This is a genomic window from Gemmatimonadaceae bacterium (genome assembly GCA_035633115.1).
GTDB lineage: Bacteria > Gemmatimonadota > Gemmatimonadetes > Gemmatimonadales > Gemmatimonadaceae > UBA4720.
This window is the reverse complement of the sequence record DASQFN010000102.1, coordinates 20,691-42,725: the sequence shown is the minus strand read 5'-3', so window position 1 is coordinate 42,725 and position 22,035 is coordinate 20,691. Positions and strand designations below refer to the sequence as shown.

18 protein-coding genes are annotated in these 22,035 nt (G+C 61.6%); 3 read left to right on the top strand and 15 right to left on the bottom strand.

Annotated elements, in window-relative coordinates; all coding sequences use genetic code 11:
- Window positions 1-4: 4 nt before the first annotated feature.
- From VES88_12175 to VES88_12120, 12 genes are all read right to left on the bottom strand, one after another.
- Entirely contained in the window at window positions 5-4,795 is a 4,791-nt protein-coding gene (locus VES88_12175) for a protein-arginine deiminase family protein (GenBank protein ID HYN82253.1), read from the bottom strand.
- Window positions 4,796-4,798: 3 nt separating this feature from the next.
- Window positions 4,799-8,134: a hypothetical protein gene (locus VES88_12170; GenBank protein ID HYN82252.1), complete on the bottom strand. Its 3,336-nt coding sequence runs from the start codon at window positions 8,132-8,134 to the stop codon at window positions 4,799-4,801.
- A 9-nt stretch (window positions 8,135-8,143) separates the two neighbouring features.
- A complete protein-coding gene (locus VES88_12165) occupies window positions 8,144-8,722 on the bottom strand; it encodes a hypothetical protein (GenBank protein HYN82251.1) in 579 nt (192 codons plus the stop codon).
- Window positions 8,719-9,708 carry a hypothetical protein gene (locus VES88_12160; protein HYN82250.1) on the bottom strand — a complete coding sequence of 330 codons (990 nt, stop codon included), beginning with the start codon at window positions 9,706-9,708 and terminating at the stop codon, window positions 8,719-8,721. The genes VES88_12165 and VES88_12160 overlap by 4 nt, the downstream gene beginning before the upstream one ends.
- Entirely contained in the window at window positions 9,705-10,196 is a 492-nt protein-coding gene (locus VES88_12155) for a hypothetical protein (protein ID HYN82249.1), read from the bottom strand. The genes VES88_12160 and VES88_12155 overlap by 4 nt, the downstream gene beginning before the upstream one ends.
- Window positions 10,193-10,693 (bottom strand): hypothetical protein, encoded by a 501-nt coding sequence (locus VES88_12150; GenBank protein HYN82248.1) that lies wholly within the window; start codon window positions 10,691-10,693, stop codon window positions 10,193-10,195. The genes VES88_12155 and VES88_12150 overlap by 4 nt, the downstream gene beginning before the upstream one ends.
- 10 nt (window positions 10,694-10,703) lie before the next feature.
- On the bottom strand, window positions 10,704-12,398 hold the full coding sequence (locus VES88_12145; protein HYN82247.1) for a phage tail sheath subtilisin-like domain-containing protein: 1,695 nt from the start codon (window positions 12,396-12,398) through the stop codon (window positions 10,704-10,706).
- 40 nt (window positions 12,399-12,438) lie between these two features.
- Window positions 12,439-13,278, bottom strand: coding sequence for a hypothetical protein (locus VES88_12140; GenBank protein ID HYN82246.1), 840 nt, complete (start codon window positions 13,276-13,278; stop codon window positions 12,439-12,441).
- Between the two features lie 4 nt (window positions 13,279-13,282).
- Window positions 13,283-13,642, bottom strand: coding sequence for a hypothetical protein (locus VES88_12135; protein ID HYN82245.1), 360 nt, complete (start codon window positions 13,640-13,642; stop codon window positions 13,283-13,285).
- 171 nt (window positions 13,643-13,813) lie between these two features.
- Complete coding sequence (locus VES88_12130; protein HYN82244.1) at window positions 13,814-14,542, bottom strand: response regulator transcription factor; 729 nt, start codon at window positions 14,540-14,542, stop codon at window positions 13,814-13,816.
- Between the two features lie 505 nt (window positions 14,543-15,047).
- Window positions 15,048-15,524, bottom strand: coding sequence for a hypothetical protein (locus VES88_12125; GenBank protein ID HYN82243.1), 477 nt, complete (start codon window positions 15,522-15,524; stop codon window positions 15,048-15,050).
- A 63-nt stretch (window positions 15,525-15,587) separates the two neighbouring features.
- Window positions 15,588-15,857, bottom strand: coding sequence for a hypothetical protein (locus tag VES88_12120; GenBank protein HYN82242.1), 270 nt, complete (start codon window positions 15,855-15,857; stop codon window positions 15,588-15,590).
- A 367-nt stretch (window positions 15,858-16,224) separates the two neighbouring features.
- Here VES88_12120 and VES88_12115 point away from each other — a divergent pair, with 367 nt between their 5' ends.
- Genes VES88_12115 through VES88_12105 form a run of 3 tightly spaced genes read left to right on the top strand, consistent with a single transcriptional unit; the run spans window position 16,225 to window position 17,077 of the window.
- Window positions 16,225-16,491, top strand: coding sequence for a hypothetical protein (locus VES88_12115; GenBank protein ID HYN82241.1), 267 nt, complete (start codon window positions 16,225-16,227; stop codon window positions 16,489-16,491).
- Window positions 16,460-16,678 carry a hypothetical protein gene (locus VES88_12110; GenBank protein HYN82240.1) on the top strand — a complete coding sequence of 73 codons (219 nt, stop codon included), beginning with the start codon at window positions 16,460-16,462 and terminating at the stop codon, window positions 16,676-16,678. Before VES88_12115 ends, VES88_12110 begins: the two co-directional genes overlap by 32 nt.
- 24 nt (window positions 16,679-16,702) lie before the next feature.
- Complete coding sequence (locus VES88_12105) at window positions 16,703-17,077, top strand: hypothetical protein (protein HYN82239.1); 375 nt, start codon at window positions 16,703-16,705, stop codon at window positions 17,075-17,077.
- Between the two features lie 178 nt (window positions 17,078-17,255).
- Here VES88_12105 and VES88_12100 read toward each other — a convergent pair whose 3' ends face one another.
- From VES88_12100 to VES88_12090, 3 genes are all read right to left on the bottom strand, one after another.
- Entirely contained in the window at window positions 17,256-18,704 is a 1,449-nt protein-coding gene (locus VES88_12100) for a hypothetical protein (protein ID HYN82238.1), read from the bottom strand.
- 101 nt (window positions 18,705-18,805) lie between these two features.
- The gene (locus VES88_12095; GenBank protein ID HYN82237.1) at window positions 18,806-20,191 is read right to left on the bottom strand and encodes a hypothetical protein; all 1,386 of its coding nucleotides are present in this window, start codon (window positions 20,189-20,191) and stop codon (window positions 18,806-18,808) included.
- A gap of 531 nt (window positions 20,192-20,722) precedes the next feature.
- The gene (locus tag VES88_12090; GenBank protein ID HYN82236.1) at window positions 20,723-21,805 is read right to left on the bottom strand and encodes a hypothetical protein; all 1,083 of its coding nucleotides are present in this window, start codon (window positions 21,803-21,805) and stop codon (window positions 20,723-20,725) included.
- Window positions 21,806-22,035 lie beyond the last annotated feature (230 nt).

Sequence of the window (22,035 nt, the reverse complement as noted above, 5' to 3'; positions counted from 1 at the left end):
CACCTCAGTTCTTCACGCTCTCGCAGTCCCACCACTTTGGACCGCGATAGGTGACGTCCGCTTCGATGGGCGTGCGGCGCACGTTCGTTCCGCAGTGCACCTCGCCCTCCATGATGTGGTAATCGTCCCAATCCTCGATGAAGTGGACCTTGAGACCGAGCTTCGTCAGTTGTACGTGCACGTGGGCCTCGAGGAGGTCGACGGTATTTTCGGGAATGAAGATGCGATCCCAGTTGAGCTTCACCGCGCCGCCCCCCGTGAACTTTCCGGCATTGCGTGGGTCGCCCTTGATGGCGGCGGCCGAGCTGCCGAAGGTCGCCGCGAGTGCGCTGGCGGTCGTTCCCACACGCACCCACTGTTCGCTTCCCGGCGCGGGAAGATCGCCGACCGCCAATCCCGGCAATCCAACTTTGTCCATCACCTTCACGACGTCGTCGGGCTTCATACGCGGCCCGTGCGGCTTCGGAACCAACGCGAGGTTGTCGACCAGCTGAAGGTTCACCACGCCAGGTGAATACGCGGCCGTTGTGAGATCGCGCACGCCGTTCGCCGTCGTCGCGTCGAGCACGCGCGCGCCCATCTGATCGAGGAAGGCGGTCGGAATCACGTCATAGAGAACCGGCACGCGAATGACGTCTGCCGCGTCGAGGCCGAGCGTCGCCTTGAGCCGATCCTCCATTGGCGTGAGCCGCCGGATCTGCAACTCTCGGTTGAACGTGCCGTGCGTCGTGAGCGTCTGTGCGACCGTCTCCGCCGCCGTCGTCGTCGCTCGACCCGGTCTCGGCCGAAGCCAATTGCGTCCGCGGAATGTCTTCGTCAGCGGATGCGCTACCGGGTCTGCAGCATTGAGGAACTGCGCTTCCTGGAAGATGTCCAGCGCGAGCTTCGACGATGCCATCAAGAGACGGAAGCTCTTTCCACCGCCAGACGGCGCCGGCACGAAAATGAAGACTTCATCCACGTGACCGACAGCGAGCCACGACGTGTCGACGGTGACGATCGGCTGCGCGCGCTGCGCCTCGAGGAAGTGTTTGAACTCTTTCGTCGCCAGGCGCGCGAGATGGACCTTAAGCTTGCCCGGCTCGCGCTTGACGAGCAGCGACTGCCCCATCGCCGGCGTCGTGATGAGCCACTCGCGATCGCCGACGCGAATGTCGACCGTGTCGCTCGTCGAGATGAAGAAGTTGTGTCCGTTCATCTCCGACTTGAGGTCCGCGCTGATCGTACGCGCCTGCAGCTCCGCGCCGAATCGTTCCGCGATGTCGAAGAGGAACGGCGTGCCTTCGCCGAGCAGAACCTTCCCGAGCGGCGACACGGGCTGCGCGAGCACCTCGGCACCGGCGGCGCCCCGCGGCTGGGCCAACGTTGCGACAGGCACCGGCGGCGACACTTCGAAATTGCCGCCGTAGCTGATGCTGTCGCTGTCAGAGCTCACGCCGTTGAAGAGTCCGACGTCGACCGCCGGCAGCTCCTTCTCTACGAAGTCGGCCAGCTCGCGCTTCCGCGGGTTGTGGAGAACGACGTGCATCCACGACCGCGGCGCGTGCACATAACAGATCTCGAATTCGTCCTGCACCCAGGGATCGTAAAGGAAGAGATCGGGGTCCGACGCCACGCGCTTCCGCGCGAGGTGGCCGTACGTCATCCCGTCGACGATGTAGAACGCGCTGGCCTCGTCGGGATCGCCCGCCTTCACCGGCTGATGCGGCACGAAATCGTCCAGCGTTCCACTCACCGCCGGCGTTGTCCGGAACGTCACCTTCGGCGCGATGCCCGCATCGGACCGCAGCGCCCGGGCGAGATCGGACACGAATGGAAAATTGCCCGGGAGCAGCAAATTCCCGGCGCCGTCGAACTGATCCGGCACGAATACGGCGTACAGGCGCTCGGCCTTTTTCATGTTGTCCAGCAGCAGCAGCGGCGCAACGCCGAACAGGCCGAGGTCGCGGATGCCCGGCACTTCAGTGGCGCCGTCTTTGTGAATGACTTCGATCCACACTTCGGCTTCGCGACGCTCGGGAACGACCGGTGCCCCGACGCTCGCCCCGGCAGTGCCGAATGGCGCCGGAGAGAGCGGCCCTGAGCCCGTCGGCGCGGGCAATCCCGGATCGCCGGCGAATCCTTTGAGCTCGATTACGTAGTCGGTCTCGTTGGGGGCTGCGGCGGGAATCTCGAACTCGGTCTTGTTTCCCGCAGTCGTGAAGCCCAGGACGACCGGCCAGGTGTCTGACGTTCCTGCGTCCTTCATGAACACGCGTACGCGGCTCGCGTCCAATGCGTGCAACCGCAGCACCACCGTGTGTGGCGATCCTGCGCTCGAGGGTTTTCGAATCCGAAACTCCGTGAGCTCGGCGAGATCGTTTCCAAGCGGATTGATCGTGTCGTTTTTCAGCGCATCGAGATCGCCCGTGCGCACAGGCAGCGGCGACGGAAGCGGCGACGCCGGGGGCGTGTCGACGTCGAGGTTCGGCAGTACGACCGCTCCAGGCCGCGTGAGTCGCAAGGCGCGCGATGTCTCCGCGTCGACCGCATCGATGAGAAATCCCTCATGGGTGAAGTCGGCGATGAGACCGCCAGCTACGTCCGTCAGTCCGAGCGCGGCACGCAAGCGGCCAATTGCGGACAGATTTGGCGCAGCGGCCTGTTGCTCGAGGTCGACCGCATAGAGGTTCGCCGCGTACAACACGCCCATGTCATCGGCAATCCCCGGCTCGAGCAATTCCTTCCACTGGTCGACGGTGGAGAAATCGAGATTCCAGTCCTTGAAGATCTCCGTCATGTGCGGCCGCACCGGCGCCGCCGTCTCGTTGTAGGCGATCGCGGCCATGCCGAGCAGACCGGCAAAACGCGCCGCGTGATCCAGCAGCTCAGGCAGCGTGTACTCGTGACTCGGGAGCTCCGCAAGCAGTGCCTTACGCGCGGCGAGATCGCGTTCCCTTTGTCCGTCGACGTCGCTCGGGCCGCCGCCGCCGTCCGGGTAGTACGCCTCCGTTCCTTCCGCCGTAAGCTTGTCATCCGCAAAGAGGCGCACGCTGAACTTCTGTGCGCTCACCGCGTCGAATTGTTTGCGCCCACCCACGGTGTGCACCGGCAGGAGCTGCTCGACCGGCTTCACATCCGACGACGGCCATCGCGACTTCGTCGTCTTGAAGAGCAGATGGTCGCGCCACATCCCGCTCCACACGAAGACCCCTGCGATCACGTTCGCGAAGATGAGCGGGAAGATGAAGTCCTCGGCCTCGACACCTTTCGCCCGGGTCCCGTCGGTGTTCGTACGCGTCGACTTCCACAACATCGTCAACGCGTTCGCCACGAAATATGACGTGCCGAGGATCTTCTTCGGCGCCCACGTCGCATTGCCGAGACGGTCTTCGCTGTAGTTCTCCTTGCGCGACTCGTACTGGAGCGCGAAATGCTCGATCAAGTCGTGAGCGTTGTCGACGACGAACCAGAGCCAGCTCCACCAGTCTTGTTCCGTGAACTTCGGCGCCAGCTCGTCGAGGATGATGAAGCCGAACGTCTTCAATCCCCAGACGACGTCGTTCACCGTGCGAATCGCCGGGTTGCTGTCCTCAACGCCTTCGTCCTGTCCGAAGAATCCGTCTGGCGCCTGATTGAACGTGATCAATCGCAGCGGAAAGCTGCCGCCGAGGAGCCACTCATACGGCAGAGCCACCTTGTCGGCCCAGCCGAGTGACGTGTCGATGATGTCGCGCCAGACGTCGATACTCGCCGTGCCCTCCTGCTGCCACTCCGGCGCCTGCTCGTTTGTCAGCTCCGTGATCTGATCTTCAGGGATGTTGAATAGAGTGCTGAACTTCTCGGTGCTTCCAGCAAGCGAGTTGACCGACAAAATCGCGCCCGTCAGGATCGTCAGCGTCCAGATGACGTCCATGCCAGCCGGACCGTGATCGTAACCGGCGTCGATCGCCCAGTTCGTCGTGTTGCTGTAGGCATCCATCAAGAAGTCGCTGTCGAACTTCGGCGCACCGCACTTCGTCGAATCGGCCAGTCCACAGACCGGCGCGTTTGGTCGGTCTTCGCCAAACGTTGCCTTGAAAGCCCCGTTCAGCTCCCTCGTCAGAAGCTTCAGGTCTTCCTTGAAATCACCTTTGTCGAGGTAGTAATCCGTCCAGCTCTGAATGTCGTCGTAGAGATCGTCGCGATTGTAGAACCCCTGCGCCAACCGCGCGTCGATTGCGACCTCGAACAGTTTGTGCTCGAGCGGATCGAGCGCGCCGCGCTTCTTGTCCCACGTGAGGTGATGCACGGCCGGATGCAGAAGAACGTCGGCCGCCACGTGTGACAGATGGCCAAGAGCGTAGGACACGACGCGCCGCCGCTGCGCCGCCGTCAGCCGTCCATCTTTCTCGTCTTTCTCCGCTACTTCGAGCAGCTTGAGAATGAACGTCGTTGTGCGGGCATTTTTTTTCGCTCGGCGCGGCTCGCCGTTGTGCAGCGTGTGCCACGCCCAATCCTGATTCATCGCCAACACGTAGCCGGCGGCGGGAAGATCTGGCCCGAGCGATCCGACGAGAGCGTATTTCGAGAGACGCGTTCCGATGCCGTTCTTGATCTCCGTCACCGGGAGCGCAACGTCCGCCGCCGCCGCCGGATCCTCCCGCAGGAAATGCAGCGTCTGCCCCGCTAGATAGTAGAGGCGCTCGTCGAGCGAAGTCATCGGCTGACCAATCGCGGCGAACCTGGTGCGCCGCACCTCGATCTGCGCCCGCAGCATCTCGAGCCATTCGGCCATCTTGATGACGACCGCCGCATGCGTGAGATAGGCTGGCACCGGCTATCCCACGCTCACGCTGGCGCTCACCCCGCCGCCTTCGGTCGGGATCGCGTTCAGCATGCTTTCGTATGACGCGCCGGCACGCGTGATTCCGTCCAGCAATTCCGTGCGAAGTCGCTGCAGTTGCTCGAGCACGGGACCAAACAGCTCTCCGATATCGAGCGCGCCGAGCATCGCGCTGATCTCCTCGAATAACGACTTGAGTGGCTCGAGGAGCAGCTTCCTCGGGCTGATCGCCTCAACTAACCCGATCACGTCGCGCGAATAGACCGTGTCGAGCTCCGCGACGAACGGCCCCGGATCGATCGCCTCCGTCGCTCCGACGACCGCGTCGTACGTCGACTTCAGCGTCGCGAGCAACGGCTCCGGATCGAGCGCGTTGATCTGTGCCTCAATAGCCGTGTGGATATCGCGCAACGCGGCGACGAGATCGTCGATGTTGAGCCCATCGACGAGGCCACTCACCTTGTCGACCGCTCGACGCAGCGCGGCGATGGCCGTCGCGCCGAGCAACACGCGCAGTTTGGCGACGAGCGACTCGGAGAGTTGTTTGATCTCTCCGTTCCATTTTCGTGGATCGAGCGCGTCGAACACGGCGAGCAATACGGTATGGACCCCAGCACCTTCCGGGATGGGCACGATGCTCCGCAACGGATTGAGCGCGAGCTCCCACAAGGCCTCGATGGGGCGCCGCAGTATGCGGAGTGTGTCGATCACCTTCTGCGACATCGCGAGCGTCGGGCCGATGCTCGACAACATCGTCCCGAAGTCGACGCTGACGGTTGCGATTGCTCTCTCTGCGCGCGGCGCGCGGGTCTGAACGCCCGCCCACGCCGTGAGTGGCTCGAGCTTCGCGACACTTGCGGCGAACTCGACGCGCGCGCCGGCACTCACCGATGCGCCGGCAACGGCCGCGGACAACGCCGCATGGAGCGGGCGGAATTCATCGATGATCGCCGCAACGTTGATCGCGGCGGCGCGGCTGCTCGCGCCGGTGAGTTTCCGCTGTGCTCCCTCGAGCTGCATCTGCAGCGAGTCACCGCTTGCGGCGAGTGCCTCGAACACGGACGCCAGCCCGGCTTTGTCGAGCACGGCGCCAGTTTTGTCGAACGCTTCACGGAGCGCGCTCGCCAACGGCCCGAGGAGCTCCGCCGGATCGAAGGTCGCGATCGCGTTGCGAAGCTCCGTCAGCCCGCTATCGAGATGTCCAAACCATGTCGCGAGATCGACCGCCTCGAGAACCGGCGCAATCGCGGCGTCGAGCTTGTCGAGGGCAGCGTGTGCTTCATGCAGCTTGAGCACTTTCGTAATGCCCTGCCGCAGTTCGGTCAGCGCGCGCACCACCGGCTCAAGCAGCTTGTCCGGCGACACCTGGTCGAACTTAGACCGGATGTCGTGGTGGAACTCGATCAGGAACCGCAGCGATTCCGTCGGATCGAACGCGCGCAGCGTCCCAATCGCCTCAGCGAACGCGCCTACGATCGGCGCCAGCTCCTCGGCCGGCTTGATCTTCGATAACTCCTCGATCAGCGGATCGAAGACGTCGGTTTGCAGACCTTCCAGCACCGGCGTCGGATCCAATTTGCCGATCGCCGCGACCGCCTTGTTGTATTCCTCCTCGATCTTGCCCAACGCGTCGGTGTTGATTCCGTTGATGATGCCGTCGAGGACTTCCTGTAGGGCTGCGCGAATCTCGTCGAAGTCGACCTGCCGCAAAAAGTCCGTCGCTTCCGACAGCTTCGCGCGCAGATCGTCCGTCACGAGGAGCGGCGCCACTTTGTCGAGGATCGCGGCCACGGTATCGATCGCCGACACTGTGGCATCGATCACCGGCGCCAGCTCGATGCGCTCCAGCTCTCGCGCGATGTCGTTGACGGCGCCCGTGACGTCGTCAACGACGCCCTGAATGTTGAGTTGCGTGAGGAGATCACGCAATGCAGCGAACACGGCATCGATCTGCGCCTTGAGGCCGTGCTCGGGATGGAGAACGAAGTCATGCGCCTCTTGCAGCGCGGCGGTCGCTGCGGCGATGGCCTCCTCGACCACCTTGCGCACATTCCCCACTTCCGCCGCGAGCGAACCGACCGTTGCCTCCACCTGATGCATCGCGCCATCGAACTCCGCGCGCAGTGGCGTCACATCCACCGCGGTAATCGCCTGACGGATCGTCTCCAGCGCACCACGCACCTCACGCTCGACATCGCGCTTGAACGCCTCGAGCTTGTCAATCGGAAGCGTGACCGTCGCGACGAAATCATCGATGCCCTTCTCGATCGACGAGACGTCGAACGCGTCAATGCGTCCCTTCAAGTCGAGCAACAGCTGCCGCACGGTCGCGTCGAGCTCGTCCGCAACCGTCGCCGACGGATGGATCGCCGTCTTTCGCGTTTCGATCAGCGTACCGAGACTCGTCGCGACGTCGTTCAACGATTGGTGATTGACCTTCGCGGTCGATTCGCCCAACCGCGCGAATCGCTCCCGGGCGACGGCGATGCCCATGATCCCAGCCGATGCTTCGCCGAACGCCAATGCCTTCGACACATCCCCTATCCACGCATCGAGCGCGACGCGGGCGGCGCCAAGCTCTGCCCGCACTTGGACTTCATCGACGACCCCGCTGAGCTTCGCGGTTGCCGCGATCATCGCCGCGCGCGCTGCCTCTCGTCGCGCCTGCAGGCTCGTCACATCCACGCTGGCGTCGACGAGATCTGCCGCGCGGACGAGCCGACGAGTCATCGTCGCGACCTCCCCGGCTGCAACGAACGCAATCAACACGCTCCCGATGCGGTCCTGCAGCAGCTGCTGAAGCCACGCGCCAAACTCCAACGCACGCTCCGGCGCCTTCGCGAGCTCCTCCTCGCCGATCAGCCGCCCGATCGACATCAGCACTTGCATGAACGGCGAGTTGCGAATCTCGGCCGCGACCGACGACGACGGCGTGAACATCGCCTTCACGAACGCTTCAGGATCGCGCTCGAACTCCACGTTGAACGATTGCAACTTCGCGGTCAGATCGCTGATCGCTCCGGCGAAGTCGGTGGCAGCAATGTCCTTCACCGCAGCAATCGGCCGCTCGAGCGGAGCGATGAGTGACGACGGATCGGGCATCGACATGGCGATTTTCGACGAGTCGGCCGTGACCGTCGCGCTCCACCGTTTCGGATCCGGAAGCTCGAGCTTGAAGGTCGTGACGAGCGACGTGATCTGCGCTGTTGGCATCACCGGCAGATGCACTCCGCTCACCTTGCCGCTCAACGACTCCACGAGCGACAGGAACTGCGTCGGATCGGGAATCTTGGCGGAAAGCGAGACGGAGGCGGACGCCGAGGTGCCCATCTGCGATCCCTACACCCCGAAGAGCGCGTTGAGCGGCGCAGCGACGCCCGCCAACCCCGACGTCGCTGACTTCACACCGTCGAGCGCCCCGGTGAGCGGCGTTGTCGGATCTGCCACGGTGGGGATGTCGACGAGCGCGTCGAGAATGTCCATCGCGCCGAGTGCACCCAGTGCATCGTCGAGGATGCTCGCATCAAGCAAGCCCGATGGTGGCGGTTCGGGCGGCGGTGTGTATTTCCGCGCCAGAACCAAATACCGGAACGTGTCGGGACTGCCGGCCACCTCGGCCACTTGAAGGTCTTCGATTACGACGTCGGTCAGATCGGTCGCCGTCGTGATGTCCGCGGTGAACGTTGTCGGCTGACCGGTCCTGAAGAGCTCGCGGATACTCGTGAGAAACTCGTCGCGCTCGTCATCGCCGGCACGCGTGCCCGCCAGAATGATGCGATTCGGGTCGCTCCCGAGATCCTGGAGGTAATTTCCGTCGAGCCCCGGCACGCGATGTTCGACGAGCGCGCGCCGCTCCAACGACTCGATGTACTCGAGTCCTGGAAGAACGAAGTCGCCCAGCATCGGCTTGACCTTCATGGGACTGCGACCCCATACGCGCGCGCTTGCCGATGGAGCACCTCGGCGAGAACGTCCGCGAACGCCGACTCGTCTGCGACGTCGTCGTCGAAGCGCGCCGGTCCCGCGCGCGCCGCCGGAGCGAACGACTCCGCTCGGGTGTGAATCGCGTCAACGCGAGCGCTCCACCATCGGGGGTCACGCGCTTCATTCAGAGGCGCATCGCCGGCGCCGGTCACAAGATGTCGCCCAAAGCCGACACTCTGCTCCGGTGCACCGGCCGCTATCGCTTTCCCCTCTACATTCGACAATGCCGGACCGCGCGCGGTTCGTTCCGCGTGACGCGGCATCGTCGGCGGCAGCACCAACGCGTTTGCCGCAGTTTCGCTCGTCGGTCGTTCCAGCGTCTGCCGATATCGTTGCAGCGCCGCCTCCAACGGTGACGTGCGCTGCGCGTCGCGGCGGTGTTCGTCGCTCGGCACGTCCAGACCGACGGCGCGAAGGATTTGACCGGCGCGGTCTGCCGGCACGTTATCCACGAATTGGCGAAGGAACGGGACGTCGGCGTCACCTATGTGGCCGGCTCGCGGCGCACTGTCAGCGCTGTCATCTCCGGGCTCAACCCACGCGCGTTCCACGACGCCATCGGATCGAGTCGCGTTCCCGACGCGTGCGCTTTGCATCGCGTTAAACGCGCTAGTGCCGGCCTCTATCCGTCGCATTGCTGGTGCATCGTCATTCCCGTTCACGGTGGTTCGCGGTGGCACGGTTGACGGAACGCTTTCGCTCTGCGGCGTATCCCAGCCTTGGAGCGATCGCGCGAGACGATCACTCAGCGTGGCGATCAGTTCCTCGCCAAGTATCGCGCCGCGAAAGCGTGCGCCGACGCCATTGAGCGCCGAACGCACTAGAGCTGATTGCAGCACGAGGCGTTGCGCACACAACGATCGTCGCCAATCGCCGGGGGCCGATGCCGGCGCGCACACATCGCGAGCGACCGCGTTCATCTGGGCGCTCCTGCGGGTGATGATCGCACCCGCTGCAATCCTTCGATGAACCCGACGACCTGCGCCAGCGTCAGGCTGCGCATCTGCTCCGGCGTCCAGCCGAACTCCTTCGCGAGAATGACCGCGGCGTGCATGAACGGCGATTCGGCGAGCTCGCGCTGCGCGTCGCCGTCGCTCGTGAGACCGCTGATGCGATTGATCTGCTCGACAAGGAAACGCACAACGCCCGATCGCATTGCTGCGATCTCCTTCTCCTTGAGCGGCGGCTCGACGAGCGCGCGCTGAATCATCAAGACCGACGTCAACACGTCGTCGTCGCGAGCAGCCTTGGTGATGAGCTGCACATCGCGGAGCGTGAGCGGGCGAATGCGCACATGGCGCGGGTCGCCTCCATTCAACGACGGCAGTAGCTCCACCGACAGCTCGACGTCGTACGTGGCGTCGCTTCCGGCGAGCAGGTCCTCCGCTGACACCAGGAGGCTGCTCATCCAACCTCGACGTCGGCGACGCTGATGCGACGGGCCCGGAACGTCAGCCGCTCGAGCACGAAGTCGTCTTCCGGAAGACTGAACTGCCAGGAGTCGAAGATCACGCCGTAGAGCGCGAGCACGCTATTTCCAGGATCGCCTTCGGGCTGCAGGTTGTCGAGGATCACCTTCATGCTGAAAGTCGGCATCTTGATCGTTGTCGACTCCTCCTCCGTCGCGTTTTTTCCGAGCATCAGGCGAAGCAACGCGCCGTTGATGTACGCTCGCTCCACCGAGCCCGAGATTTGCTGGTTCCCGGCGCGGAGCTCACGCGTTGCGTGCGACCCCAGCTCATGAAACGGCTTAACCTGCGTCGTGACATTGACGGAGACGTTGGTGACGCGCCCGACCTGTCCCGACTCGCCGAAGTATTTGCCGAAGACGTCGGCATCGATGCCGTCCGCCTCGCTGACCGTGAGCGATCCATCGGCGCCCGAGTAGACATTCGTGTTAAACACGGCGACTCCCTCAGCTGAGGTTCATGATGACGCGCACGACGTCGATGCTGAACGTCGGCATGAGATCCATCGTGACGAGCACCTCACCGCGAATCTCCATCGCGCGGTCGGCCGTCACGTTGAGGTTGTATCCCGTGAGGAATTCGCGAAGCACGAGATCCGACAGGAAGCGGTCGAGCGTCGTCCGCAGGTTCTCGCGGACGCGTCGGTTGTTGAGCTTCCCGATGTATTGGTTCGCGCCGAGTCGCGTGCCTTGCTTCACGTAGTCGACGATGCGCCGGGTCGTGATCTGCGTGAACGCCTCGTCGTGCGTCGTGATACCCTTCACGACCCGCACCCCGCGCTTTGTCTGGAGCGCCAACACGCGATTGAGCACGAGCGCTTTGAGTTCGCCTTGATTGTAGGCCGCGTCCAGCCCGTCGATGCCAAGTAGCGTCTTGTTCGTGAGGCTCACATGCGGCGGGACCGAGGCCAACCGGCCCGCGACCGCGGCGGCCGCGTACGCCGGGGGCAGCGCGATCGCACGCTCCGTCTCGGGATCTATCTGCTTGAGGCCCGGCCCGACGAGCACCAGACGCTTGTCGGCGACGTCATTCGCATTCTCCAATACCTTGTCGACGTTCGACTTATCGGCGCCGACGAAGGCGATGCGCTCCCGGCCCGCATTCTCCGATTTCTCAAGGTGCGCCAGCACCGCGGACTTGGCGCGCGCGAACGGCAGTCCGCCCACGACCAGAATCTGCACATCCTGCTCGACGAGCCGGTCGAGTGCTTCGGTGTATCTCGCTGGCGCGACGGTGCCGTTGGCCCCCGTCGTGAACGCGACGAACTGCCCGGCATCGGAAAGCACGGGAAGTCCATCACCCGTCGGCAGCTGCGCGACCTCGACGAGCCGCGACGGATTCTCCTCGTCAGAGATCAACTGCGCGAGATACGTCAGGCTCGGCACCACATACACTTCCTGCGAGTTGCCGTAGCGCAGCGTCACCTTTCGTACCGACTCTGCGGGCACCGGATAGCTCGCGACCACTTCCGCCGTCGCGCCGGGCGCCGCAGCGAACGTCAACACACGACTCGCGGCATCGACGCGCACCACGTGCGCCGACGCTGGATCCGTGCGCAGTTGATAGCGGCGTGGCAGACCGTTCTCCCACACGGTGACGCTGCCCAAACTCGGCGTCTCCGCCGGTGCCGCCGCACCGGCCGTGAGCAGCTTCTGCGCCGAGAGTGCGAAGCCGCCGTTGATTCGCGACACGACTTCGTCTTCGACGCGCAGTTTCTCGTCCACGGGCTCGACGCGGATCTGGATCCGATTGCCCCACGTACCAGGTGTGCGTGCGCGCAAGCCGAGGCCCTGTGCCGCGCCGGCGTCCGCACCGAGCGTGAAGGTCGCGGTAACGGCCGTCGCTGCGTCGTAGGCACGAAGCGCATACACCGTCTGTGCGCCGTTGTCGAAGAGGAGCTTCGCCGCGCGCACTAGCGACAGGTTGTCGTCGTGGTCGGCAGGATTCCACTCCGGCGCTTCGCCGAAGCTCGCTCTCGCCTCCTCGTAGGTGGCGAGCCTGACGATCGTGTCGTCTCCCTTCTCCGCCGTACCGACCAGTCCCACGTTCCCGACCGAGATGGCGCCGATCGACAACAGTCCTTCGGTGCGGACCTCGATATAGGTCCCGGGGAGAATGGTTTCCGTGATGAGTTCCGACATGTTGCGCTCCCTGCGCGGTTGCGAGTGGAAACGAGTGTCGCTAGTGGCCGATGGTCAGTGAATCGGGCGTGGCGTCGTCGATGGTGACCGCGATGCGGTGGATTGCCGCGCCGTCCGCTGCTTCGCCACCGCCCGTGAACTCATGAGCAAATGCGTATTCGAGCCGCTGGCGCCAGACGGAGAACGGGCCGCCGACACCAGACGTGTGCTGGAGCGATTCCGCGGACTCCACCCGCTGTGGCGCGAGCTTGAGAAACCCGTACGCGCGGGGCAGCGCCGACTCGCTCAGTCGGTCCTGGAGACGCTCGGCGAGTCCCGCCGCCTCCGTGGCGCTGACCGACCAGAGCTCGAGCAGCAGCGCACCCTGAAGGCGCTCCCAACGCATGGGCTCGCGCCACGATAACGTCCAATGTGCGATCTCGAATGTGTCGCCGCTCTCTTGGGGTGCGCCGAACACGACACGGGCGCGCACGAAGTCGAACCGGTATTCGTCCGCTGTCGCCGGCGTTGCGACGAGCTGATACGTCTTCGGCGTTCCCGTCACGTTTGTGACGCTGATGTCGACGTCGCCGAGGTTCGCGGGTGGTTTGTGCTTGACGGGCAGCGGCGTGAGATCGAGCGACCGCAGATCGGCCGACCACCCGTTCGTTCCCGCCTGCGCCGCAAAACGTCCCACATGATGCACGATCTGGTCGCCTTCGCGTTGGAAGCGCGAAGGCGCGACGGTGCCAGCGTCGCTCAGCGACATGCCCACCGCCACGCTCGGCAAATCGCTCCAGAGCGCGGGACGTGCCGCGCGCACCCGGTTCGCCGACAACACGGGCGTTGCCGGCGCGGCCAACATCGCAGCGAGGCTCGAGATCACGTGATGCGGGGGCATCGTCTCATTCGCCAGACACCATCCGCGTCGGCTGCACGTCCTCGTTCCTTGCGGAATCGGCGATCAGCTGCATCAATGAGTCGAGCATCACATCGCCGAGGGATTCTTCCGACGGGATGAGCGTGACCTGCACCGTGTCGCGGCCCGCCGCGTCGATCGCGAAGATGCGCAGCGTGGGAAACTCGTAGAGCATCGGGCTGAAACCGCCGAACGGTTGCTCGAGATCGCGCATTCCGGTGATCACGACATCCGGTCGCTCCTGCGCCACCGCGCCACGCAATGCACGCGCGCCCGGGATCGCCTCGACGAGTGTCAAGCCGTCGGTCGACAACACCGCGTGTTCAAGTATGTCGCGCATCCACATCGGCAGATCCCACAGGAGCACGCGCATGGAGTTCCCGTCGCTGGAAACGTGTGTTGGGCAGGATGCATTGACGCGGGCGCCGCGACTATTCCTCCAAGGATCGATCTTGGATCTACGGGTGGACCTACACCTCACCAGCCCCCGCCAACAGTGCGATCTAGACCTTTCGATTCAGATCGAGCGACGGCTGCGACGCAGAAACGCGGCGGCCTCACCGCGCCGGTGCGCATGTGTCTTCTCAAGTATGTGGTGCACGTGAATCTTCACGGTCGCCAGCTCGATCACGAGACGCGCCGCGATCTGCTTGTTCGAGAGGCCTTCGTCGATGAGCCGAAGGATCTCGCGTTCGCGCTGCGTCAACCCCAGACTCGGCGCCGCCGGCTCATGCGTCGATCGAAGCTCTGCGAGCCGGCGCATCAGAGTGCCGGTCAGCCGCGGCGAGAGCCATGCTTCGCCCGAGAGCGCCGATTCGACCGTCGCGATCAGGTCAGCCACCGATCCTTCGCGGGACACGAATCCGACGATGCCCGCCTCGACGTACGCGAGCAGTGCGTCGTCGGAATCCACGGCCGCGAACGCCACGACGCAACACTCGCGATTGGCGCTGAGCTCGCGCGCGCAGTCGAGCGCGTCCTTCATCGACATGTCGAGGACCACCACGTCGAAGCGTGTCGACGCCGATCCCGTGTTTCCGTTGCCTAACGTCGAGGTGTGCGAGGCGACCGCGTCGCCAGCTGATGCGCCCATCGTGACGTTCCAGTCCATTCTAGCGGCGCGCAACAGCTCACAAAGTCCGAAGCGCACGATGCGAACGTCGCTCATGACGAACACGTGTGGTGGGCGTCCAGAGGCGTCGTACGTCATCTTCTCGCCCGACTGCTTTCGCGCTTGCGTATCCATAGCGTCTCCGTCGCCCATCCCAGCGCCGCCGCCCTACTAGAGCCTTGACCCGCTCAAGGGGTAGTACCAGTTGTCAAAGCGCCCGCGCGCGCCTCGGCTAGGTTGTTGTTCCGCCAGTCATTGCCGGCGCGGATGATTTCGTCGGTCTGGCAATTCGTATTTTCGTCGTACAGGTCATGGGCTTCGCGCTTCGATGGGGTGGTGTTCGCGAGATACCGCTACCGTTTATGATGATGGTGGATCGGTGGGCCATGTTGGACTCAACGTGAGGCAGCAGTCTCACTATACGACGTGGTGCAACCGCCACAATGCCGGTTTTATAGCGGTGAAGTGTCGATTTTGCATCGGCTCTCGGCGGTACGGTTCGGCGAGGCGCGTCTCGTAAATAGAAGGCGAGATAGGGCGACCTCAGTTCCGCGGAAATCATTTCAAGCAGCACTACCTCCTGCTACGTTAAGGCTCGTTACTTGGGGAGCGAAGCCCGGACTCCAGCCCTGGATGTTCGTCAACTGCAGCTGCGAGCACTTGTGTTTGTAATGCTCGGCGATTTCGGAGACGAGGTTTGTGCCAACACGCTGCACACCGGTGAACGTAAACGATGCGCTGAAGACGACAGCCGGAAGGGAAACGAAGTGAGCGCGATGCTGGACACGTCAACAACAGTCACTCGTGGTCCGTTCGTTTGTCCGACGACGGCGAGCTGAGCCGGGGCCGATACCGCTGACATGAATGAGCAGGGTAAGACGATGCGGCTGAGCACAGCGAGATTCGTACTGCTGGCCACGTTCTCGACTGTGTCGCCGCTCTTCTCGAGACGCTTAATGGCCCACTGGCCTTCTGCTTCGAGCCAATCGACAATGTTCGGATGGGGCGGGTAATCGAACCACGAGTCCCCTTCGGTGAGCAGCCGAGTGAGACCGTCTCTTTTCGCGCTCGCATAGCGCCGATCGCGCTCGACTGGATCCCACGGCTCTCCTGCCATCGATCACCCCTCTTTGGCCGGATCTATGAACACCGCACCATACGTGCGCTGTCCCGCCAGTATCTACGATGCGTGCGTGGTGTCCTGGGTTGCGTCCTCCCCGATTCCCATTGCGAGCTCGGTCAGATCAGTGAATAACCGGAGGTGCCTTCCGACGACATAGACGTAATTCTCTCGCTCCCGGTCATTTGCGTCATGAATTGCGACGACATAAAGCGAGCCTCGAATGAATTGGTCGAAGCTGTTGTTAATCCGAACGTTGCGAACGTTTGCTCCTGCCCAGTGGCTTCTGACGAGCTCTACCACCTTGGTCTCGATATTACTGCTCGACACTCTCCACCTCGCAGAAAAACCTCTCGCTTGACCCGACCGGCCGAGGGGCACTGATACGGGAGTTTCACCCCGCGTGCTTTCGGTCGCGCCAAGAGGCGACACGGTTTCAACGATGCAACGTTATGCGCTGGCAGAAAATGCCGGTTTTGCAACGGGGAGTGTCGTTCTTGTATCATCGATCCAGCCGATGAGGGTTTCTGCTGCCCCCGGGGTCACTGACGCTCTGCTTTTGATGCTGAGCGGCGCGGACTGGACTCGCACAACGACGTTGGTTGGCTCTCTCGGTGTAGATTATAGTAGCAAGATGAAACTATTCGATGCCTGTCGCAATAACGCGAACGCTTCCAAGTGACTTCATAGTCATGGAATGCGGTTCAAGCGACCGAATCGCGCACGCAGCGAGGAGACTCCTTCCACGGATGAGGATGAAATCACCGTGAGCGCAACGGTCGCCGCACGGATGATGGTCGGACTGAAGAGGGCGTTGAAGGGAAAGAATTTCGGGCCGCGCGAAGCGGACGCGTATATCGATACCCTTCTCGATGAAGGCAGGGCGGAGGAGGCGGCCGCGCCGACCACGCCACTCGAGGAAGCAGGATCTCATGGTCGACGCATGGGAAGCGGACGACCCTGAGGAACTGATCGAAATGGCCGAGGAAGCTCTCGAGATCTCAGCTGATTGCGCGGACGCGTTCACATTGCTCGGCGATGAAAAAGCGATGAGCGCGGCCGAAGCGCGCGCCTACGACGAGGAAGGGGTGCGCGCCGGCCGGCGCGCGGTCGGCGAGAAGATGTTCGAGGAGAATACCGGAAAGTCCTAGGGCATTTTGGAGACGCGACCTTACATGCGAGCCCGACGTGAGCTGGCGATATGTCTTTGGACGCTTGATCGTCCAGACGAGGCGCGCGAGCATTTTGAGGATTTGCTCCGCCTCGATTCGTCGGATGGGCTAGGGTGTCGGTATCTGCTGTTTCTGATGCTACGCGAAGCTCAAGCTCACGCCGCAATAGAGAAGCTTCTCGCGTCGTTCCCGGATGACCACTCAACCGAATGGATGTACGACAAGGCGCTCTGGCTGATCCAGCGGAAGGCTCGCGGTGATGACGTTTCAAATGCGCTCGACGCGGCGATTGCGGCCAATGCTTTTCTTCCCGCCTATTTGCTGGGACGAAAGGCTCTACCCAATGACACGCCGGACACTTTGGTAGAAAGGCACTGATGATGAAGCCGCCGGATACTCGAAAGGCTGGAAGACCGAGTGGGTTAATACTCCTGGTGCGCTCGAGCATCTCCGACAGGCGGTCGTGCGGCAGAAGAAGTCATCTTCGAACTGATCCAGGCGGGCACCCCGCTGCTAGCGACTCAGGCTGTCGTCACGCGTGGGGAAGGGATCACATTCAGCCACAACGAACGGGAATGCCGGTAGGCGGTGGCCATATGAGACCGGCGTTGATCTCCACCGCCCCCATTCCCGTACCGGAGAAGGAGCTTACAAGCTGTGATGCAGATGAATGTTGATCCGACAATGTTGCCTGGATATTCGCTTTTCCCGTGAAGCCGCTCAGGTCGACAGTATAGTGCCATTGCGGATTGCGGAATTTGGCGGGGAGCCGATTTGACGGTGAGGGGCTTGTTACGCAAGCAGATCGTCGCCCCAGAACCAGATCCGACTGTTGAACCACTGGCAGCGCAATCCTGTGCCAGCCTCTCGCGAAAAGTCGACCGTTTATCACGAGCATGGATCGAGCGGCGCATGTCGACGTAGTGTCCGGGAGGGGAACGTTGATCACTCCTTCTATGGTTATTGCCGAGTCGCCAATCTCCTCGGGCTTTGAGATGGTGATAATTCCTCTGTCCGTTGTGAGGCTGAGCACCGACCGGTAGGAGGTGGAATCCCAGCGGATAGTCGGCATGCCACGATGGATGCGTGGCGAAATTCGGAATGCGGATGATGTCTGGCATGTCGTTATGAACGCTGTGTCGGCGATCACTTCCGGCGATTCGACCATTGTGTCGGCCTCCGCACTAATCGTTACCCTTGCGGTCAGCATGATGCGGCCGTTTCGATTAACGATTGGCGTGATCGAATCCTGTACCACCTGTTTGAGAATCTTGTGAGGTGCGGCGCCTTCGTCCCGAGGCTTGACGACAGCAAAATGATCCGTATGCGGGATAACGGTAGGTTTGCCAAAATAGTTGCTGCACTTGTCCCGGTCGACAACTCGCATGCTGACAAGGAATAGCCGGGTATCATCGCTCTCGCAGGCGCTCGCGCCGGCAATTGACCAGCGCACGTCTTTGAGCTCCAACCGAGTTTCCTTATCAAGGAAAAGGAGAATCTCGTTGTCGCGATTAAGGACCTTGTATAGCTTCCCCCTCGCGTAGCCTAACTTGACGGCGAGGTCAGCGAGTCGCGATCCGAGATGCGGTGATGAGTAGAGAATCAGGCCGATGTTCTTGTAGGCGAACGCCGCGATGTTGTCCCGAAGGACAGTTCGGGTGACGATCCCGCCCAAGCTGTGGGCAACAAATATTATTGTGCCTCTGTCTACAACCGATCTGCCTCCGCTATCCGCCACCGACGAGAGAGCGGTGAACATGCCTGCCGCCGCGGCGACAAGTGATGTTGTGTCCCTCGTCGAGGTGGGGTAGCCAGCCAGGAAAATGCCAACATTCGCGAATTGAGAATCTTTGGCGATGATCAAGGGCCAATACGCATCGGGAACGCCGTTGAGTTGCCAGGCATCGCGACTGTTCGAGTTGATTCCGTGCGTCATTACCAGAACCGTGTCGGCAGTGCCTTGTCTGAACCAGATATTGTTCTGACCTGGGCTCGGAAACGTCACGGCTGGCGTGAGAATTGGTGGTTGCTGCGCACCGACGCCTACCCACATAACCATTTGAGCGACAGAGACCGCAACGCATAATTCGCGAATCTTGTGAGGCATCATACCTCCTTGAGTCTGTCGCCGTGGAAACGCCTAAGCATCCTCTCGGCCGCGTCGGCGGATGAGCTATTCGAATTGGCTTTGCGCGGCCTCTCGCCTTCGGACTCCGCACCAATCACAGGACTCGGAGCGGCAGCTGGTCTGGTGACACGAATGGTGAAGTACTTCTCCTTGCCGCCAATTGAAGCTTTGACGACAACTGACCCAGCGGAATCCCCTGCTATCAACAATTTTCCGTCAACCAGACGAGCCGCGTCACCTGACACGATTTCGAATTTTGGAGGGCCGGTGCCTACAACGTTTCCAAGTGAGTCGGTGAGGTGTGCCCAAAGGCGAAGCGTGTTACCTGCAACGAGCAGCGTGTCTCTCACATCAATTTCGACTTGCGCATTATCTGGAACTCCAAGCTCCGCTGCCCCCTTCCTTGTTCCTTTGATCTGAATTCCGACGTACAAGTGGCGGGATTTCCGCGTATTTGGAAAGAGAAACTGCTGAGTATTGGCAGGGAACCCCTGGCGTATTGTTTTGCCGGTAGAATCTCGTGGAATTCCAACGCTATCCGTAGACGTAAGGACCACGCCGACAAAAAACTCAGTCTGGGGCGTCCCTAGGTGAAACGTGATCGCTGGAAAGGGAAAGGTCTTGCCGCTGGTTGTAGGCAGCGAAACAATTTGAAAACCCAGACCTGCACCAAGATTCGCTGGCTGGTCGCTGTAAACATAGCCGACGATACCTGTCGAAACTGCAGGCCGCCAATCGTATCGATAATTCTTGAGTGGGACGTAACCGGCTGAAGTGGAGTCCGAAACGAGGACCTCACCTACTCGAACGCCCGCAAATCCGGCACCGGCTGTGCCCTCGACTTGAACCTTACCAAGCAGCCAATGTCCGAACCCGCGGTGACGCGATGCGGCCAGAGCGGGACCTCGCAGCCGCACCCATTCGGTTTTCGGATACGCCGCTCCAATCGCGGCTCCTACAGCTGCTCCAAGGAGTCCGCCTACTGCTACCCAGTCGGCAGTAGTGTTAATGAAACACTTCTCACACTTTGGTCGGGCGTTCCCTAGAGACCAGTAGCTGGCGCCCGCGAGAGTCGCACCAATAGCGGTCCCTTTTAGTGCCCCTATTCCCGCTGCACCCTTCAGTTGCCGCAATTCCAAAGCGAGGGAGGAATCAAGCTTGATCGGTGTCGAAGTCAATTCGCACCCCATTGAGTCCCTCGGTTCTCCTCGTCCGAGTTTTCGAAACCTGAACTCGATTACAGAATCTTTTTTCGCTTGGTCCACTTTCAAAGTGCCGCAACCGTATATGAAACGACCGTCAGACTGCTTGATCCGCAAAGGCGCGTCGGCCGGGAATGTGACTAGTTGGGCCTCCGCGCCCAACGCGCCGATCAGCTGAAAGAGTGCAAGGATGGGGCAGGTACGGAAGGCTAGCCGAAGCATTCGCAATCCTCCTCTACCAAGGAATCAAGGGACTAGTTGTCTGACCTTGTCTCAGCGACCACGTCCGGTAGCATAAACCGACCAAGCTGAGGCTTTCGCGGCCTCGGTGCGAATATACGAGTTGAGCGAAGTCTCGATATGCCGGTTTTGCATCGGGAACGGCCGGTTTTGTTACAGGATTCAATCGCCTTGGATCACCAGTCCCTTTCGTTTCCACGTTTCTCCCTTCCACCTCGACGTTCCAGCCGATTCATTTGCGCGATTGTGCCTGCGCCCAACTTCTGAGCCAATGTAGGCCCGAAACTCTAGGGCGTTTGAAATCGTCGGCTGTGGCTCATCCAACCGCTGGAAATCCAGTGCTCGTCGAACGCTCGATGGCGGGCGTGCTGCAAGCTCCTGAAGAAAACCACTTCGAGTACCGACGGCACGGATCTTCGAACTTCGTTCTCCGCGAAGCGGCTCCGGCTCGCGCTAGGCCTTACTCGTCAATGATTCTCGGAGTATCCGCGTTGCCGCCATGCTAAGAACATGACTGCTCATGGCCGTGACGATGTTGGCAGCGTAAATCAGAAAGCAGGCGATTTCGTTGCTGTTTGGTCCCCCCTGAATTCGGAACAGCAATTCGAGGTCGATCGGCAAATCTTCATCGTAATGAGCCGATCCCATCGTCGTTGCAACTTTGCTGATCAAATCCTTCCTTGATAAGTCTCCTCGCTGACCTGGCGTCATCGCGTACACGTCTGACGCATAACTGGCGGTTAACATGATTCCTTCCAACCAGTCCTGGAGATCGCAAAGCCGCTGCGAGGGCAATGTCCGGATAATATTAGCGGCCTCACTAGTCTTGACGTGAAGCTTCGAATCGCCAAACGTTGGAGGAACCGATTGGTCAACGAGTGCGTAAAGTGGCAGCGGAATATCCAATTGACCCGCCAGTCGCAGGAGTAGCGGGCTGTAGTTTTTCCCGTTCCAATAGACCAGAGCTCGGAGTTCCGTTGCCAAATGTCCAATTAGGTGAGGGCGTCCTTGCTGAACAATGGCCGCCAAGTCTGCTAGTGACCGCGTCGCACGGGAAAGCTCTGCGAGTTGCTCCGAAAGTGTTTTCAGACGACGCTTGTGCTTCGGTGCAACCTTCGGAGTTCCAAATCGCCTCTTTCGCCAGGTCATCCATTCAGCGCAAGCACTTGCGCGTTCCGGATCCTCAAATGACGGGGTCACGCCTACTGGGTGGTCATTGGTCGAAATAACCAGAGGCACCTCTCCTGCATTAGTAGATGCACTGATCTCTCGCCCGTTGATGCGCAGAGTGATCTCATTCCCGCGCCATGAGGGATTCAGAAGTACGTACCCGCCTCCGATGATGCGAATCGGCTGACTTTGGAAGGTTGCAACTACCTCAGCCCCTTGTTGAACAAGCAACCGAAGTCGTCCGTCCTTTGTGGCGGCGATAGACAACGTTTGGGCTTCACAAGGAACTGAAAAGAATTGCACGTCCTCATGGACCGGCCATGGCCGCGGAAAACGAACAACGATAAACATCTCCCCCTCTGTCATTACCCTGCGTCGAACCTACCTAGGAAGGCTCTGCGGCTGACGCACCCGTGAGGAAGAGGGTCTCGTGTTTTGCGGAAACGAGACTTGGAAAGGATGGAGGCACTTGCCTGCAAGATTGATTGGTTACCCTAATCGAGTCAAGGATACGGCTCACCGCAGCAAGGTCATCAGGGGATCGAGACGTTAGCGGCGCGTATGCACCACGCCGGGTTCTTTGGTTTGACTGGCGC

What these genes read in the sequence shown, in the direction of transcription:
- VES88_12170 (HYN82252.1), bottom strand. Translation starts at nt 8,134, where the DNA reads ATGGGCACCTCGGCGTCCGCCTCCGTCTCGCTTTCCGCCAAGATTCCC.
- VES88_12165 (HYN82251.1), bottom strand. Translation starts at nt 8,722, where the DNA reads ATGAAGGTCAAGCCGATGCTGGGCGACTTCGTTCTTCCAGGACTCGAG.
- VES88_12160 (HYN82250.1), bottom strand. Translation starts at nt 9,708, where the DNA reads ATGAACGCGGTCGCTCGCGATGTGTGCGCGCCGGCATCGGCCCCCGGC.
- VES88_12155 (HYN82249.1), bottom strand. Translation starts at nt 10,196, where the DNA reads ATGAGCAGCCTCCTGGTGTCAGCGGAGGACCTGCTCGCCGGAAGCGAC.
- VES88_12145 (HYN82247.1), bottom strand. Translation starts at nt 12,398, where the DNA reads ATGTCGGAACTCATCACGGAAACCATTCTCCCCGGGACCTATATCGAG.
- VES88_12140 (HYN82246.1), bottom strand. Translation starts at nt 13,278, where the DNA reads ATGCCCCCGCATCACGTGATCTCGAGCCTCGCTGCGATGTTGGCCGCG.
- VES88_12135 (HYN82245.1), bottom strand. Translation starts at nt 13,642, where the DNA reads ATGTGGATGCGCGACATACTTGAACACGCGGTGTTGTCGACCGACGGC.
- VES88_12130 (HYN82244.1), bottom strand. Translation starts at nt 14,542, where the DNA reads ATGGATACGCAAGCGCGAAAGCAGTCGGGCGAGAAGATGACGTACGAC.
- VES88_12125 (HYN82243.1), bottom strand. Translation starts at nt 15,524, where the DNA reads ATGGCAGGAGAGCCGTGGGATCCAGTCGAGCGCGATCGGCGCTATGCG.
- VES88_12115 (HYN82241.1), top strand. Translation starts at nt 16,225, where the DNA reads ATGCGGTTCAAGCGACCGAATCGCGCACGCAGCGAGGAGACTCCTTCC.
- VES88_12110 (HYN82240.1), top strand. Translation starts at nt 16,460, where the DNA reads ATGGTCGACGCATGGGAAGCGGACGACCCTGAGGAACTGATCGAAATG.
- VES88_12105 (HYN82239.1), top strand. Translation starts at nt 16,703, where the DNA reads ATGCGAGCCCGACGTGAGCTGGCGATATGTCTTTGGACGCTTGATCGT.
- VES88_12090 (HYN82236.1), bottom strand. Translation starts at nt 21,805, where the DNA reads ATGACAGAGGGGGAGATGTTTATCGTTGTTCGTTTTCCGCGGCCATGG.